Here is a 15,641-nt window from a genome sequence, read left to right as displayed (position 1 = left end):
ACTTTTTCGTAATCTTTTGAAAGAATCCTTATGCCCTCTCCAGAAATCTCCGGAACACATTGATAAAAAGCTCCCATTCGATGACAAAATACGTGCCGAGGCGCTTCCACTCAAAACGGATCTTTTTTGCTCTGTTTTCCGGCTTCCGGCAGATGAAAAAACCATTCTTGATTCCTGCCAGATATTCTTTTCCATATCCCTTCGATGCAAAAAAGACCAGTTTTGCCGAAAAACCGAGGATAAAGGCCGGCAGGTTAAGCAAAATCTGTAAAACCGGCATATTTTTATAGATCAGATAAATATTATTCCTGGAAGAATAACGGATTTTAAAGAGGTTATACCGGGAGCCGCTCGTTCCGCTTCCGACGTGGTAAACCTTCGCGGACGGCTCATACCAGTTCTCGTAGCCCAAAAGCCGCGCACGATAGCCGATGTCGGTATCTTCCAGATAAGCGAAATGTTCTTCGTCAAAAAGTCCGGTCTTTTCCAGAAATTCCCGGCGGTAGATCGCTGCTCCGGCGCAGGCCGCAAAAATCCGGTCGGACGTTTCAAATTCACTGACCGGTTTTCCTTTTCCTCTTGCGAATGCCCATCCCAGCATATTATAGTAATTTCCCGCATCGTCGATTTTATCACGCTCCTGATAGGAAATCAGCTTTGCGCTGCATGCAAACGCATTCTTTCTTTTACAGATTCCCTCATAAAGGCGCTCGACAAAGTCCTGGAACACTTCGGTGTCGTTGTTTAAAAGGATCACATACGGCTCCTTCGACTGGCGGATGCCTTCGTTGACCGCACGGCTGAAGCCATAGTTATCATCGAGCTGGATGATTTTCGTCTCCGGGTAGTGTTCCCGCAGAAACGCACAGCTCTCATCCTGTGAACCATTGTCCACGAAATATGTGGTAAATTCCGTAAAGGTCTGCTTTGCAAGCGCCGCAAAGCATGTCTCCAGATACCGGTATCCATTATAATTTGGTATTACAACTGCTACTTTGTCCATGGTTTTACTCCCCTGCCATCGGCACGCAGTCCATAGTTCCACGATGCCAGCGTTAAATTTGGATTGTAGCAGGGATCTCCTGCCTTTAACAGCCCAATCCAGCGGCTGCGCATAAATTCGATTTCCGACTGGAAGCGGCGCACCTTCTTCTCGTCATCCTCTGCTCCCCTGGATTTCGATTCATAATGGTACAGCTCCACGTGCGGATTGTATACGATTTTATAACCTGCTTTTCCAATGCGCAGGCACAGATCAACATCATTGAAAGCGACGGACAGTTCTTCTTCAAAGCCGCCGACCTCCTCAAAGACCTCTTTTTTCATCATCATGCACGCTGCTGTCACCGCACTCACATTCATCTGGAGCGATGCCTTATGCAGGTAGCCGCTTCTTCCGCGCGCCAGTCCTAAAAAGGCGTGGCCCGCAATGCCGCCGATACCGATGATGATACCCGCATGCTGCACCGTGTTGTCCGGGTAATACAGCTTCGCGCCGACCGCCCCGATCTGCGGTCTCTGCAGATTGGATACCATCTTTTCCATAAAATCGGGTGTGATGATTTCCATATCGTTATTGAGAAACAGGAGATACTCTCCCTTTGCCTCTTTGACGCCGAAATTATTGATCGCAGAATAGTTAAAGCCCTGTTTTGGATACTTCAGGACACGGATGCCCTGTGCTTCGAGTTCTTTGTAATAGGAAAACGTTGCTTCCTCAGTGCTGTTGTTCTCAATAATCAGAATCTCATAGGATGGATACATGCACTTCTTAATGGATTCCAGACAGGTGCGTAACGTATCGGCCTGATCCTTGTTCGGGATCAGAATCGAAACCAGAGGCGTTCCCTGCAGTTTATAATCTACATCGTAGAAGCCATAATCCGAACGCAGTGTGACGGTTCCCTCTTCGCCGCAGCGCGCAAGGTTTCCCTCAATTGCCTTTTTTCCAGCCTCATACGCGTACAGCTTGCTTGCCGGATTGTCTGCGGTGGAAGCGCTGTGGACCCTCCAGTGATATAAAACTCTCGGAATGTGTACAATTTTTCCCGCCATTTCCGTGCAGCGGAAGATATAATCATAATCCTGCGCCCCATTGTATTCCGGACGAGGCCGCCGGTTTTCTCCGCAATCTCCCGCCGTACAACGAAGAAATGACAGATATAATTGTTTGACCGCAGCAGATCCAGATTGAAATCCGGTTTGAAATGCGGCTGGAAATACTCGGACAGATCGGTCCGTACCTTGTCCTCATCGGTATAAAAAGCATCGATGGACGGATCTTTTTCCAGACGGATGGCAATTTCAAAGAGTGCATCCGGCGCAAGCAGATCGTCGTGATCCATAAAACCGACGAAATTTCCCGCTGCTGCGGCAAGCGCTGCATTTGTATTCTCTGCAATGCCGATATTTTCCGGAATCGGAACGTTCTTTACGCGCGGATCTTTTCCGGTATACTCTTTCAGGATGCGCGCCATCGTCTCATCCTCCGGGCTGGCATTTCCGATCACCAGTTCCCAGTTTTCATAACTCTGTTTTTCCAGGGATTCGATCATCTGACGCAGAAAAATTTCCGGCGTACGGTAAGCCGGAACAACAACGCTGATCTTCGGACAATAAGAAAATTTATGATTTTTCTGACGCGCCAGGTCCTCCTCTTTTGCGCAGTACTGCTCCCGCCACGGTCCGTACGGAACCTCCTCCGGCTCCATCCTCTCCGAAAGACGGATCAGGAATTCCTTTGGGCCATAATGTTTCAGGTAACGCAGTCCCTTCTGTATGTTGTAAGGTTTCAATTTCCGTATAAAACGGAGCCATTTCATATCTGACACTTTTTTAACTCCTTGGGGTTTTTGTTTTTCAGGTTTTTTGTTTTTTCCGTATGAACTCGTTCGCATTATACTCTATTTTACTGCATTTTGCAAATCCCGACTGAAAATATTAAGAAATTATGTGTTTCTTCCCTGCTCGCTTTATGTTATAATAATAAAAGTGTGTCTAATACATTTTAGAGAGATCCGCTGCCCGGACAGTCTTATGCAGCTGTACCCGCTGGATCAGAAGGAGTGAGTTATGATTAGAAAGAATTCTGCAGCCCGCACATTTTTATGCCTGTTGCTTGCTTTTGTTTTTGCCGCGTCCTGCCTCCCGCAGACGATTTTTGCCACAACCGATAAAAAAACAGTCACCACCTGGCCCGAAGGACCGGAAAACAATTCCGGCGCTGTCTGTTTACTCGATGCCGATACTGGTGCTGTTTTATACGATAAAAACATGGACGAGCAGCGCTATCCTGCCAGCATCACCAAGATTCTGACGGCTCTGCTGATCATTGAAAACAAGCAGATGACCGACACCGTTACCTTCGGCGAACATGCTGTCAGCGAATCCATTCCGGGAAATGCCCGCATCAACGTTCAGCTTGGCGAAACGATCACAGTGGAGGATGCTCTTCACGCGATTCTTCTTGCCTCGGCAAATGAGGTCTGCACACAGCTTGCCATCGACATTGCCGGAAGCGAGGAAGGTTTCGCCGCCATGATGAACGAACGCGCCGCTGCACTTGGTTGCACGAATACCCATTTTGTCAATGCAAACGGTCTGCCAGATCCGAACCACTACACCAGTGCACACGATATGGCACTCATTATGCAGGAGTGCATCAAAACGAGACCTTCTGCCGCATCGAGTCCGATCTGACCTACACAATTCAGCCGACCAATATGACCTCGACACCGCGTGATCTTCAGAACCACCACGCATTGCTGTTCCAGGACGGTCAGTGGGGATACAAGGGTGCTTTCGCCGGAAAGACCGGTTATACCGATGAGGCACACAACACACTCGTTACCGCTGCCAAGCGAGGCAATATGACGCTGGTCTGCGTTGTTTTAACCTGTGATAACCTCGATTATATCAACGATACCCGTACCGTACTTGATTTCGGTTATGATAATTTTACACATTATACCCTGAAGAACGCAAAAAAGGAAAGTCTTTCCGGTGTGGTAACGCTTCCAAAGAATGCGAAAATTGAAACTGCAACCTACACCGATCCGGACGGCGCTTCCGTTGAGGAACCGTACACCCGCCAGTATTTTTTCGATGATCACTTCATCGGAACAGCCGAGGTTTCCGCTCCAGGTACTGTTTCCGACAGTTCTTCGGTTTCCTCCGATTCATCAGAAGAAACCGACAGCACAGATATTCCAACACCGGAAGAAACCAAGAAAATTTCTTTTTTCTCCACACTGCTCTATATTCTGCTTGGCCTGAACGGTGTCGCTTTTCTGATTCTGATCATTGTCGTGATCAACAACGCGAAAAAGAGACGGAAACGCAGAAACAGACGCCGCAATAACCGAAACAAACGGCACTGATCTTCTAATTTATAAGCAATCAGGACCTCCCGTCCAACGGGTGATCCTGATTCAAGAGTTCGACGGAAGTCGAACTTTCCTATAAGAAGTAAAGAATGGCATCGAAAACGCAACCGATTTCGATGCATTTGGGTATAAAGCAGAGCTACCGCCAGAAATATTTGCTAGTGCGACAGCCCTTTTTGTTGCTTATTTATTTTCCAAGATACTGTTCTAAAATCTGTGGTTCGATTCTTTTCCAGTTTCTTTCCTTTACCGTCTCTTCTGCTCCCGTATCCAGTTTTTTCCTCAGTTCCGCATCTGTCAGAATACGCTCAATCGCCGCTTTTGCCTCCGCGAGATTTCCCTGCGGATAGAGAATACAGTTTTCCCCATCTTTCAGGTATTCCAGATTGCCACCGTTCGGCACAGCAACGACGTAGCCGCCGGACGCCATCATCTCAAGCGGCGGATAGGAAAAGCTTTCCAGCAGGCTTGTTTTCAGCAGGATATCACACGCCGCATAGACTTCCGGTGTTTTTTCATATGGAACCCGGTGTAAAAAGCGGTCCACGCGGTACCAGGATTTCGGATTTCCATTGTAGGACATGTACCAGATCTCGAATTTTTCCAGATCCAGCTGTTCCACGATACGGAAGCTCTCGTCCACGTTTTTATGCTCCGCGCTGCAGTCTCCCTCGATCAGAATCCGAATTTTTCCCTGCAGATCCCGCCCCCGTTTCGGATAGAAGGACGGATCGATGCCGTTCGGAAGATAGGCTGCTTCGGTATGGTATTCCTCCCGCAGCCAGTTCTGACACCATTTGGAAATGGTTACGTACTCCATCGGGCTCCTCATCCGGTAAGTCGCCGAAGTTGCGATCCGGTACGGGCTTCCCGGCGGATAAAATCCAACTTCAAAATTCTGCACCAGATATTTTTTCTTTCGGATCTTGCTGGACTGTTCGACGAACTCTGCGGTATTCCACATCGTCGCTACCGCAAGATCCAGCGTTCCCTGCAGTTTCTCTCGCTCGGCCGACAGCACCGGAAAATGGAAATCACCCTCATGATACCACTCCGCCTCCCCTTCCAGAGTAAAGAGGCTGACCTGCGCTCCTGCTTTTACCAGCATTTCCGCATGAAGAAGTGCAACGCGGATGCCTCCGCTGATCTCCATCGCTGGAAGCACAAAGGCACAGCGTAGATTCCAGTGGCGCTCCACCCACTCGCAAATCCCGGTGGCATGAAAGATTGTGACACACTCGCGGCTGCACCGGCCATATGCCCGTCCGGCAATGGCTTTTCGTGCCGGTTCGTCGTCGATCAGCCACTGCAGTTTTTCCAACCACTCCGCTTCGTCTCGGCAGAGTACGCCGTCTTCTCCATCCTGTACCATCTCAGCAAAAGCGCCGAGATTGCTGGCTGCTGTCACAGTCTGCACCAGAGCCGCTTCCACCCATTTATTTTCCGATTTCGCACGGTTAAAAATCGTATCGGTAAGCGGAGCCAAGTTGATATCCACCGACGCAATCCGCTCCGGCAGTTTTTGGTAATCGACAAAGCCCTCCATCTGGATCTGGGAAGCAAACAGTTTCAGCTCCACCGGGAGTTCCAGAATTCCCACGATGAGGAGTTCCAGGTTCGGATTTTTGCCAAGCAACTGTTTCAGCACCGGAACGATCATCTCGATGTCGTCCAGATGCGTCGCACTGCCGCTGAAATAGCCAAGGCGTACTTTTTTCGCCGTTCCATCTGCTTCGTTCTTTTTCTGTTTTTCTTTTAACACCGCCTCGGACAGTAGCAGCATCTCATCTGACGCACAGTTGCGGTTGATCAGCACCTCCGGTACGTACTGCTTCAGTTCTTCTGCCAGCGCCGCTGTCGTCGTAACCGCCGCATCGCAGAGGGAAAGCAGCTCGCCCATGTTTCGGACATTCTGATCGTATGCCTGCCGTTCTTCCGGCTGCATCCGGTCGAGAAACGGAATCTGATCGGTGTATTTCGTATCGATCACAAGATCATCCACATCGTACCACAGAGGCTTGTTCATCTGCTTTGCCATTGTGGCAAATTCCCGCAGGGTGTCCGTCATCGGGCAGCGGAAAATCACGAACGCGCCGTAGCAACGTACCATCCAGGCTTCAGCTCCTGAAAATAAACCGTATCACACGTATATCCGCCTGCCTCCAGCTGCTCCATCTGATGCACCACGCGGTACCGGTGTGGATGCGGCAGCTGTTCATTGCAGCCACTGATAAAGAGAATATCCCGGTAGACCCGGGATTTTTCTCTCTGAAACTCTTTTTCTTTTTTTGCCCGCGCAAGGTACCCTTTCGTACGCCCAGCCAGACCGCCGATTCCTTCTTCTGCAACAGCTTTTTTTAATTTTGCTGTCAGCACTGAAATTTTTTCCAAACGTTTCACCGCTTTCTTTCTCTGTTCCGCTTACCGCAATCCGTAGTAGTTCTGCAAGTACATCGGATAGATGATTCTCGCCCAAGTAAATGCCGCTAATGCCGCTGCCGCCACACAGACCAGAATACAGAACAATTTTTCATACTTCTGTAGTTTTTTCTCCCGTTTCAGGAACGCCTGCACACCCTTCGTCACGAAATACATCAGCGGAATCAGCATCGGCATGCTGTATCGTCCCTGCGGCTGAAAATCAGAACTGTAGGAGTAATACGCATTCAGATAATTCGGGATCAGCAGCGCAAACACATTAGCCCAGGTAAACCATCCCAGTTTACTCCATTTTCTCTTCGTTTTTCCGGTAAGAGCCGTCTGCGTGCCGTCTGCATTCCAGAAGAAAAAGTCTCTCTGGCAACAGTTCCGCATCAGAATGAGACCGACAAGAAGACAGCAGAGGTACGGAACAATAATCATCGTGGAAAGATAAATCTTATTGTAGCCAAACGCGCCGACAAAGCTGTACAGCACTGTTACCAGCCAGTCATGTTCCAGAAAACTCGGCTTATAGAAGATCATATGCAACATGGAGCCTCCTTTTTTCTGGAAGGTCTTGCTGTGCGACGGCTTGTACTGGTATCTTGCATACAGTTCCGCGCTTGCGCTCGATGCCTGGCGTCCCAGAAAATCTCCTCCATAGAGAATAGCATTTCGAATAAACCACCACAGAGCAATGACACAGACGATCACCAAAATAAAAAGACCTTTTTGGATCATTTCTTTCCATCGTTCTTTGACCGGTTTCGACTGGTCCGTCAGCATCGTTCCCACAAAGTAGAAAAACGTCATCAGAATAAATCCATACGCATTGTAATACGACAAGAAACAGATTCCCATTCCAACGGCCGATACCGCACACGTGGTCCAGCTCCATCCCTCTTTGTACGCCTTTACCCAGGAATAAAAGATAATGGCCGTCGAACACATTGCAAGCGCGTCGCAGTTGACATAGGAATATAAAATCACATTGCCCGGCAGGAAAACCACCAGAGTCGTAAACATCCATGCGTAGCGTCTTGGAAACAACAGCTTTGCCGTCTTTAAGACCACCCAGGCAGTAAGCGCTCCCAGCAGAACATTTACAAAACGGGCGGAAATGAGCAGCATCCACTCATCCGTGGAAAACAGGCTCATCCCCTTCATCAAAACTGCAGATGCCATATAGGAGAGAATCGGATTGAATGCATAGGAAATCCCCCAATCCTCATTCCGAATCAGCGGTTCGTCACCCCGCGGAAGCTTCCCATATTCATAAATGAACTGTGGAATCTGATACCGCATTGATTCATCCGACGAGAAATTGTATCGCTGCGTACAGGACCACAAAAAGTAAAACAGGAATACGCCGAATACAAACAGAATCTCGATTCTGCGTTCTCTGCTCACATCCTTACTGCAGTTTTTTCTCATCTTCCTCAATTCCTTTTAGCATACTTGCGTAAACTTTTTCGGCTTCTTTGTACCAGGAGGTTCCCTTTACGAAATCCATTCCCTTTTTGCGGATTGTAGCCAGCTCATCCGGGTGGTTGAAGTAATATTCCATTCTATCTGCGATCTGGATCGGATCATAGTCAACCAGAATGGAGTTTTCCTCATTTACCATCCAACTGCTGTTTGCACCCTTGGAGCAGACAGCGACCGAGTTGCAGGCCATAACCTCGAACGGTACGAGGGAAAGGTTGGTATTCGAAATAACAAGGCACATATCACAGATCGCATAGGAATCTGCCAGCACCTGCGGTGTTACGATACCTAAATTTCTGTGTTTGAACGGAATCTCATAGCCGCTGACATCCCATCCCGCGAAAACAACCTCGATCTCCGGCATTCTGCGGCACAGCTCATTGAGTGCCAGCATACCGAGCTCAAAATCACGTCTCGGGGTAACCGGGCGGGCATAGAAGAAAACTCTCTTCTCGTTGTCCTGCTTTTCCTTCGGCTGATATACCTTGTCATCGTAGGAGAAATGGAAGCTGTCTGCCTGCATGCCGTATTCATTTCTCATGATATCCCGCAGCCAGTCTCCTGCTGTGATTCCTCGGAATCCCATCTTGTACGTGTTCTCTGCAAACTCATACTCCGAACCGTGTGCATAGAAATGCGGCTCGAAATCCTGTACGAAGTAAAACTTCGAAATCGTATTCTGGAATTTTCTTACGTAGTAAGCGGTGGTCCAGGAGGTTGCTACGGTTGCATGTGCAAATTTCATCTGGGATACATCGCAGTAAACTTCTACTTCCGGCACAAGAAGCGGGAAGTACTCTTTTAGGAATTTGCGGATGGACGCATTATCCTGAAAATTCGGGGACATGTAGAGATAAACTCTACTGTGGAAACCGAGGCGCTCCAGGTTGGAAATAAAACGGAAAATGGTGGTATGACCGCCGGAACCAGGTCCCATTTCCGGTACAACCCAATTCAGGATCTTTTTCTTGTCGTTTTTATGTTTCTCATACTCTTTTTGATTGAACGGGATCGGATCGTTGTCTACGACAAATCTGTAAAATCCGATGACGTTGTTCTTCGGCGGTACAGCCGGCTCATTGCCCTGTTTTGCGCGCTCAATCGTTTCTTTTAATCCATGATTCTTCAGATACCGTAACGCACGGTATGCTACATTTGGTTTTTTCACGTTTCTTTTTCCTTTCTTCTATGCATGTCTCTGATCGTACTGCTGCGAAATGTGACGATCCAGGAACTGTTGTTTCCGTTTGGAATACAGATGGTATTTTCCGCCGAGATAGCCGCCCACAAAGCGGTCAAAATTGCGAAACAGGGAATAAAATGCCCAGTGGATTTTCTCTTTTTTACTGAGCGGCTGCTGACGGATATACACGCAGTCCCCTCTCACCTGACGGTACAGCATGCCCGGAAGCTGCGTCCATTTCTGTGCAATCATATACTGATGAACTTCATATAATCCCTTCTGCTCATCATAATACCGTTTGAAATACGTTCTGAGTTTGAAATTGTGGGAATGATATACCGGTGCATACGGGCAGTATACTTTTTTGAATCCGAGTTCAATCATCTTTCTCGCCCAGATCTGATCCTCGGCAAAGTTGACATCCTCATACGGATATTTTTCAAAAATATCTCTTCGGATACAGGAGTTATTGTCGGAGAAAAACGCCAGATAATGACGATATCCTTCTTCTCTTTCGTAGCGTTCCGGATCATCAAGGTGGAAAATCGTATTAGTTTCTCCAAATCCTTTAAAATGGCCGTCCAGATCACGCTTGTCAAGCAGATTGCAGTCCGGATACGGATAATGAATCCCGAATCCTCCCACGATTTCCGGGTCCATCTTCATGGCATCAATGAAATTCTGCAGCCAGGTATCGGTCGCTGGAAGCGCATCCTGCGTAATAAAGATGATATACGTTCCGTTTCCTTTGGAAGCACCATAGTTTCTCGTTTTTCCATGTCCAAATTCGGACGGCTCAATCTGAAACAAACGGCATGGATATTTGCGGATCACATCGAGAGTTCCGTCCTTTGACCCGGAATCCACGCAAATTACTTCATATTCATACTCTGTCTTCTGTTTGAAAACGGCATCCAGCACTTTTTCAAACAGATGCCCACCATTTTTGGTAGGAATGACAATGGATACATCCATAGTTATTTACTCCTTTTTATCACATGCTGCACTTTATCTGCCATACGCACAACCTTACGCTGGCGCATCCGCTCCAGCTCTTCCTCCAGAAACTGCTTCTGTTTTCTCGTTTCCTGGAGTTCTTCTTCCCTGTGTGCAAGTGCCGCTTTTTCTGCTTCGATTTCTGCCTGCAGCTGGCCTTTCCGATAAATCTCCCCGTTCAGTTCATCCCTCAGATCTTTATTCTGACGGATATATTGAATAAACTGGGACGTAACGCCATCGCCTTTGTAGTAAATCCGGTAATCAATCCGGATCTGTTCATAACCGGCATTCCGGAATTTCAGAACCGGCGTTCCAAGGAAATAATAGTCGTCGATAATCTCAAGCTCGGCGTTGTGCGAAAAAGCGATACGTTCCGTCTTTCCATCGCTGCATACGCCCGCGAGAGAACGGATTTTAATGACAGCCCCCTCCTGCATCAGCTGAAGGGAAAGCTCTCCGTCCGCGTCTGCCTTTTCAAGCATCATCACCTTCTGCTCATCCAAGCCGAAGCAGTCCTCATAATAGAGTTCTCTCTCCTCCGGTGCTGTTTCGGTGAGCACAACCGGGTACATCATTTTTTCTTTTTCCCAGATAGAAAGCGGATAATTGTGCCGGTGCAGTTTTCCATAGAACGTGGCGAGCGCATTTGGCTCACCCTTTCCGGCCGCGAATTCCTGGAAGCACTCTTCCATATGGTAGTATACCGGAATCTCTTCCATGGAAATACCGCCAATGGCGTACAGTTCTTCCTGCTCTTCCTTCGTCAGTGCACTCGCCGCCTCCTGTAAAAAGACGCTCCGCGCATAGATAAATGCAATCGGTACGGCAAACGGGAATACCCACTCGTAGTCTGCCACCCAGACCTTTTCTCCATCCAGAAGAAGGTTGCCCGGAATCATGTCAATATTGGAAATCTCCGCTGCGGCAAGTCCTTCTTTCAATGCCGGATGGCCGAACACCTCACAGAACGCATCGGTTTCCACAAAGGATTTCTGCCCTTTTGCCGATGCAATGATCTGATACAGCAGTTCATAATCCTTTTTCAGCGATGCAAAATCTTTTTCTTTTCCATGACGGGAAATGCGCGTTTCCAGACTTTCCCCTTCTACAAAAGGAAATGCAAGCGCGCATTTTTCTTCATCCAGTTCGCATGGGCAGATCTGTACGCCCGCATAGGCGTACAGATGCTCCAGCTTTCTATAGTTTTCATACATATGCCGGATGTGGAGTTCTCCCTCTTTCTGCAGCGGAAGCTTCCACACACGCCGGATCCCATCCTCTTCTGTAATCCGGGTCATAATCTGAAATTCGTTCCGACGTTCTCTCGAAAATTTCGTATACAGAACTTTCCTCATACGTTTACTCCTTTTTCTCCACTTCAATCAGAAAGGAATTGGAAAAAACCGGAAACAGACCGGACTTCAGGATTCCGTCAAATGCTTTGCCTTCGTCAAAAAGTGTGATCCTGTCAGCATCAAAATTCCGCTGATTTTTTCTCAATTCACCCGGCTTCGGCAGATATTCATCCGAATAAATGACCGCCGGAAATTTGTAATCCGGATAGGGATAATAAAACTTGAACTTCGAAAAACCGTTTTCCTGCAGCATCTGCTCCAGCTCCGGTTTGCTGAATGTCTCGACAAAATCGATCCCCGGATATCCTTCAATTCCGACAAATTCCCGGCCCACATGGTCTTCCCTGCAGCCGGCAAAATACTTCAGTCCCAGACGGTTCTCAATCGCAATCAGGATTTTTCCGCCCGGTTTTAAGAGACGATTGATCTTTTCCAGATATTCCGGATACGGATTATCCTTTCCAATATAGCTTTTTGCATACTCCAGAACACCGATCAGTGTCACGTAATCGAAGCGTTCTTCCATTTTTTCTGCAACAACATTAAAGTTTCCAACCATAATCTCCAGGTTGGACGCATCCTGATTTTTGTAGGCATTGATCGTACTGCGCCGCTTCGACAGATCGTTTGCCACTACCCGCTTTGCATTTCTGCAGAGCACGCCGGAAATGGCTCCGCAGCCGGCTCCGACTTCAAATACGGAAGCATCGTCTTTCCACTCATACCAGTCCAGAATATTTTCCCGTTCCGGAGAGAGATGATAAAAAATCGGCCAGCTTTTTTCTGTGAGGATTACCTTCTGGTAATCCTCTTTCGGCGTCGTCTTGACGATCTCCAGCAGCCGGTCCTCAATGCTGCCGTCGCTGTAAGCATCTTCGCCGTCATAATAATCCAGGTTCAAAAGAACATTTCCTATTGTTTCTTTCATATAACCCCCGTCGTTTATCCTCCGCATCCTACTCGTAGGTCACGGTAGAGTTCATATCAAAAAATCCTACGGTGTCTTTCATGGAGAAGACTTCCAGGAAGCAAGCATCGTACAGTCTGTGGTGGATCACCAGCTCTTCCAGATGGTAGCTGGTACATCCAAACGACATCAGATACTGTCCGCTCTGCAGCGGCATGATCTGGTCAAAGCATACCGTGACGGTCTTTCCTGCTTCCACCATGTCTTTTGTGTAATCCTCCAGCGCCGTATTCGTTCCGGTAATCTCCGTTCCCTTCCGGTCTTTGATCGAAAAGGCAAAAATCGGATGCTCCATCGTTTCATGGAACTTGATTTTCATCTTGATGCGGAATCTCTGGTTTTTATCCACAGAAGATGTAATCATACCTTTGTGGTCGATAATCGCAAAGTCCACGATCTCCGCAGCCTTGTCTCCATACTCTACCAGCTGCGCATTCGCAATCAGGCGTTCTCTCCAGAGGCCTTTTTTCGGCTTTTCTGCCGATACGGCACCGGATGCATCTGCTTCGGTTCTCTCTTCGGTCTGTTCTGCACTCTCTTCGGTCTCTTCCTCTTCTTTTGTCTCGTCATCGTACTGGTTGGCAAGAATCTTCTTGTAGACATCGACTGCCTCCGACGATTTTCCAACCATCACCTGTTTTCCTTTGTTAATCAGAAGACATCTCTCACAGTACTTGATGACGCTGCCCATATCGTGGGAAACGAAAAGGATCGTTTTTCCTGCTTCTTTCAGATCGTTAAATTTCCGGTAACACTTGGACTGGAAGAAAATGTCTCCGACGCTTAAGGCCTCATCGACAATCAGAATATCCGGATCCACATTGATCGCAACCGCGAAGGCAAGGCGGGCAAACATACCGCTGGAATACGTCTTAACCGGCTGATTGATAAAGTCACCGATCTCTGCAAACGCAATGATATCGTCGAGCTTTGCCTTCATCTCCTCCTCGGTATAGCCAAGCATCGTTCCGTTCAGGAAAATGTTCTCAATACCGGTATACTCCATGTTAAAGCCTGCACCCAGTTCCAGAATGGCACTGACTCTTCCCTTTAACTCCACGTTTCCGCTCGTCGGGTTTAAGACACCTGTGACGATTTTCAGCAGTGTGGATTTTCCGGAACCGTTCGTTCCAATGATACCGACACACTCGCCCTTATGCACCTCAAGTGAGATATCCTCCAGCGCAAAATGATCGGTGTGATAGTTTTTATGTGTCAGTGAAAGCGATTCTTTCAGACGGTCCATCGGCTTTTCAAACAGCTTGTAGACCTTGCTGACATGGTTAATTGAAATTACTGTTTCTGTATTTTCTGTGCTCATTCCATCCTCCTATAATACATCTGAGAAATGAACCCGGAGGCGCTTGAACACTTTGGAACTGATTAGTCCTGCCATAAGCACAAAAGCCCAGAAGTAAAGGGTGTGCCATGGATGCTCGAAGAACCAGAGTCCATTCATAAAGCTGTCACGATATCCCTGGACAATATAGTACAGAGGATTCAGCTTCAGAAGGCTGTTCAGCCAGTTCGGAATATTCGGAATTGTTGTGGTATCCCACAGAATCGGGGTTGCCCACATGCCGACATTCAGAATTACATTGATAATCTGGCCGAAATCGCGGAAAAACGGTGTGATGGAACAGGTCAGATAGGAAAGTACAACGACGAGACAGATCACCGCAAAGGTATAGTACCCGATCTGGATAATCTGAACCGGCGGAAGTTTTCCCATCAGTGCAAAAATCAAAATAGCAAACACAATAAAGAACAGATGTACAAACAGGGAAGAAATCACCTTTACAATCGGAAGTACACTGATCTTAAATACGACCTTCTTTACCAGATAACTGTATTCCAGCAGACAATTTGACGCACTTGGCAGCGCATCAGAAAAGAAGAACCACGGAATAATACCGGAAACCAGCCAGCAGATATACGGATATCCAGTGGCAGCTGGCTGCACGCGCAGTCCGAGCTGGAATACGACAAAGTAAACAGCAACCGTCACCATCGGCTGGATAAATGCCCATATAATGCCAAAATACGCTCCGGCGAATTTATTGCGGAAATCATTTTTTGACAGTTTCCAGATCAGTTTCCGGTTCTGATAAAGTTCTTTGAATACGTTCATAAATGTTTTTTACTCCTTATTTCTTTAAATCCTTAATTCCGCCCCATTTATGATCTTTTTCCGAAATAATCAGATCTTCTTTTGTCATTCCTTCCGGCATCGGCCACTCCACGCCGATCTCCGGATCGTCAAAGTACAGACCGCCCTCATCGTTTGGATGATAGAAATCGGTACATTTATAAGCAAACTCTGCATAATCAGAGAGTACGATAAATCCGTGTGCAAAATTCTTCGGAATAAAGAACTGTTTCTTGTTTTCTGCTGAAAGCAGCACGCCGAACCATTTTCCGTAGGTTTTGGATCCCTCGCGAAGGTCAACTGCAACATCGAATACTTCACCGTTTACCACGCGTACCAGTTTGTCCTGCGGGTAATTGATCTGGAAGTGAAGTCCGCGCAGGACACCTTTTTTGGATGCAGACTGGTTATCCTGTACGAACTGGACATCAATGCCGGCTTCTTTAAAATCATTGTAATTGTATGTCTCCATAAAATATCCGCGCTCATCGCCGAATACGGTTGGGGTAATTACTTTTAATCCTTCAATTTCACAAGATTCTACTTTAATTTTTCCCATTTTTCTTTCCTTTCTCTTCTCCACAAAAATGTGAACAGATCTTTTTTTGACCTCTTTTGTGTCTACAATCTTTGCTATTATACCATTCTTTTCTGAGAAACTTTGCTATTATACCATTCTTTTCTGAGAAACTCA

15 protein-coding genes are annotated in these 15,641 nt (G+C 47.3%); 2 read left to right on the top strand and 13 right to left on the bottom strand.

The window, feature by feature from the left end:
• Positions 1–28 precede the first annotated feature (28 nt).
• The 3 genes from DWZ60_RS10810 to DWZ60_RS20005 form a co-directional block, all read right to left on the bottom strand.
• Positions 29–1,003: a glycosyltransferase family 2 protein gene (locus tag DWZ60_RS10810; RefSeq protein WP_117509227.1), complete on the bottom strand. Its 975-nt coding sequence runs from the start codon at positions 1,001–1,003 to the stop codon at positions 29–31.
• Entirely contained in the window at positions 991–1,776 is a 786-nt protein-coding gene (locus DWZ60_RS20010; protein WP_334294882.1) for a glycosyltransferase family 2 protein, read from the bottom strand. Before DWZ60_RS20010 ends, DWZ60_RS10810 begins: the two co-directional genes overlap by 13 nt.
• Positions 1,777–1,862: 86 nt before the next feature.
• Positions 1,863–2,822, bottom strand: coding sequence for a glycosyltransferase (locus DWZ60_RS20005; RefSeq protein WP_330422282.1), 960 nt, complete (start codon positions 2,820–2,822; stop codon positions 1,863–1,865).
• Between the two features lie 250 nt (positions 2,823–3,072).
• Between DWZ60_RS20005 and DWZ60_RS10800 the strand changes: the two genes are divergently transcribed.
• Together DWZ60_RS10800 and DWZ60_RS10795 are read left to right on the top strand one after the other, a co-directional pair.
• Positions 3,073–3,699, top strand: a complete 627-nt coding sequence (locus tag DWZ60_RS10800) for a D-alanyl-D-alanine carboxypeptidase family protein (protein WP_119221630.1) — start codon at positions 3,073–3,075, stop codon at positions 3,697–3,699.
• On the top strand, positions 3,657–4,379 hold the full coding sequence (locus DWZ60_RS10795; protein ID WP_119221629.1) for a hypothetical protein: 723 nt from the start codon (positions 3,657–3,659) through the stop codon (positions 4,377–4,379). The genes DWZ60_RS10800 and DWZ60_RS10795 overlap by 43 nt, the downstream gene beginning before the upstream one ends.
• Before the next feature lie 193 nt (positions 4,380–4,572).
• On the opposite strand, the gene DWZ60_RS10790 is transcribed toward DWZ60_RS10795, so the two are convergent.
• Genes DWZ60_RS10790 through rfbC form a run of 10 tightly spaced genes read right to left on the bottom strand, consistent with a single transcriptional unit; the run spans position 4,573 to position 15,506 of the window.
• Entirely contained in the window at positions 4,573–6,495 is a 1,923-nt protein-coding gene (locus DWZ60_RS10790; RefSeq protein WP_243038298.1) for a glycosyltransferase, read from the bottom strand.
• A complete protein-coding gene (locus DWZ60_RS18195; RefSeq protein WP_243038297.1) occupies positions 6,468–6,776 on the bottom strand; it encodes a hypothetical protein in 309 nt (102 codons plus the stop codon). Before DWZ60_RS18195 ends, DWZ60_RS10790 begins: the two co-directional genes overlap by 28 nt.
• Before the next feature lie 30 nt (positions 6,777–6,806).
• Positions 6,807–8,240 carry an ArnT family glycosyltransferase gene (locus DWZ60_RS10785; RefSeq protein WP_117509230.1) on the bottom strand — a complete coding sequence of 478 codons (1,434 nt, stop codon included), beginning with the start codon at positions 8,238–8,240 and terminating at the stop codon, positions 6,807–6,809.
• Complete coding sequence (locus DWZ60_RS10780) at positions 8,221–9,462, bottom strand: rhamnosyltransferase WsaF family glycosyltransferase (RefSeq protein WP_227093573.1); 1,242 nt, start codon at positions 9,460–9,462, stop codon at positions 8,221–8,223. The genes DWZ60_RS10785 and DWZ60_RS10780 overlap by 20 nt, the downstream gene beginning before the upstream one ends.
• A gap of 18 nt (positions 9,463–9,480) precedes the next feature.
• Positions 9,481–10,452, bottom strand: a complete 972-nt coding sequence (locus DWZ60_RS10775) for a glycosyltransferase family 2 protein (protein WP_022462975.1) — start codon at positions 10,450–10,452, stop codon at positions 9,481–9,483.
• A gap of 2 nt (positions 10,453–10,454) precedes the next feature.
• Positions 10,455–11,831: a hypothetical protein gene (locus tag DWZ60_RS10770; RefSeq protein WP_118600532.1), complete on the bottom strand. Its 1,377-nt coding sequence runs from the start codon at positions 11,829–11,831 to the stop codon at positions 10,455–10,457.
• A 4-nt stretch (positions 11,832–11,835) separates the two neighbouring features.
• Positions 11,836–12,759: a class I SAM-dependent methyltransferase gene (locus DWZ60_RS10765; RefSeq protein WP_055227563.1), complete on the bottom strand. Its 924-nt coding sequence runs from the start codon at positions 12,757–12,759 to the stop codon at positions 11,836–11,838.
• Positions 12,760–12,787: 28 nt separating this feature from the next.
• Positions 12,788–14,119 (bottom strand): ABC transporter ATP-binding protein, encoded by a 1,332-nt coding sequence (locus DWZ60_RS10760; protein ID WP_119221628.1) that lies wholly within the window; start codon positions 14,117–14,119, stop codon positions 12,788–12,790.
• Positions 14,120–14,128: 9 nt separating this feature from the next.
• Positions 14,129–14,929 (bottom strand): ABC transporter permease, encoded by an 801-nt coding sequence (locus tag DWZ60_RS10755; RefSeq protein WP_055219413.1) that lies wholly within the window; start codon positions 14,927–14,929, stop codon positions 14,129–14,131.
• Between the two features lie 16 nt (positions 14,930–14,945).
• Entirely contained in the window at positions 14,946–15,506 is a 561-nt protein-coding gene (rfbC, locus tag DWZ60_RS10750; RefSeq protein WP_022462980.1) for a dTDP-4-dehydrorhamnose 3,5-epimerase, read from the bottom strand.
• Between the last annotated feature and the right edge of the window lie 135 nt (positions 15,507–15,641).

Origin of the sequence: Blautia sp. AF34-10 (genome assembly GCF_003477865.1) — a bacterium.
Lineage (GTDB): Bacteria > Bacillota > Clostridia > Lachnospirales > Lachnospiraceae > Fusicatenibacter > Fusicatenibacter saccharivorans.
The sequence above is the reverse complement of the archived record's forward strand: the minus strand, read 5'-3'. Positions and strand labels throughout refer to the sequence as shown.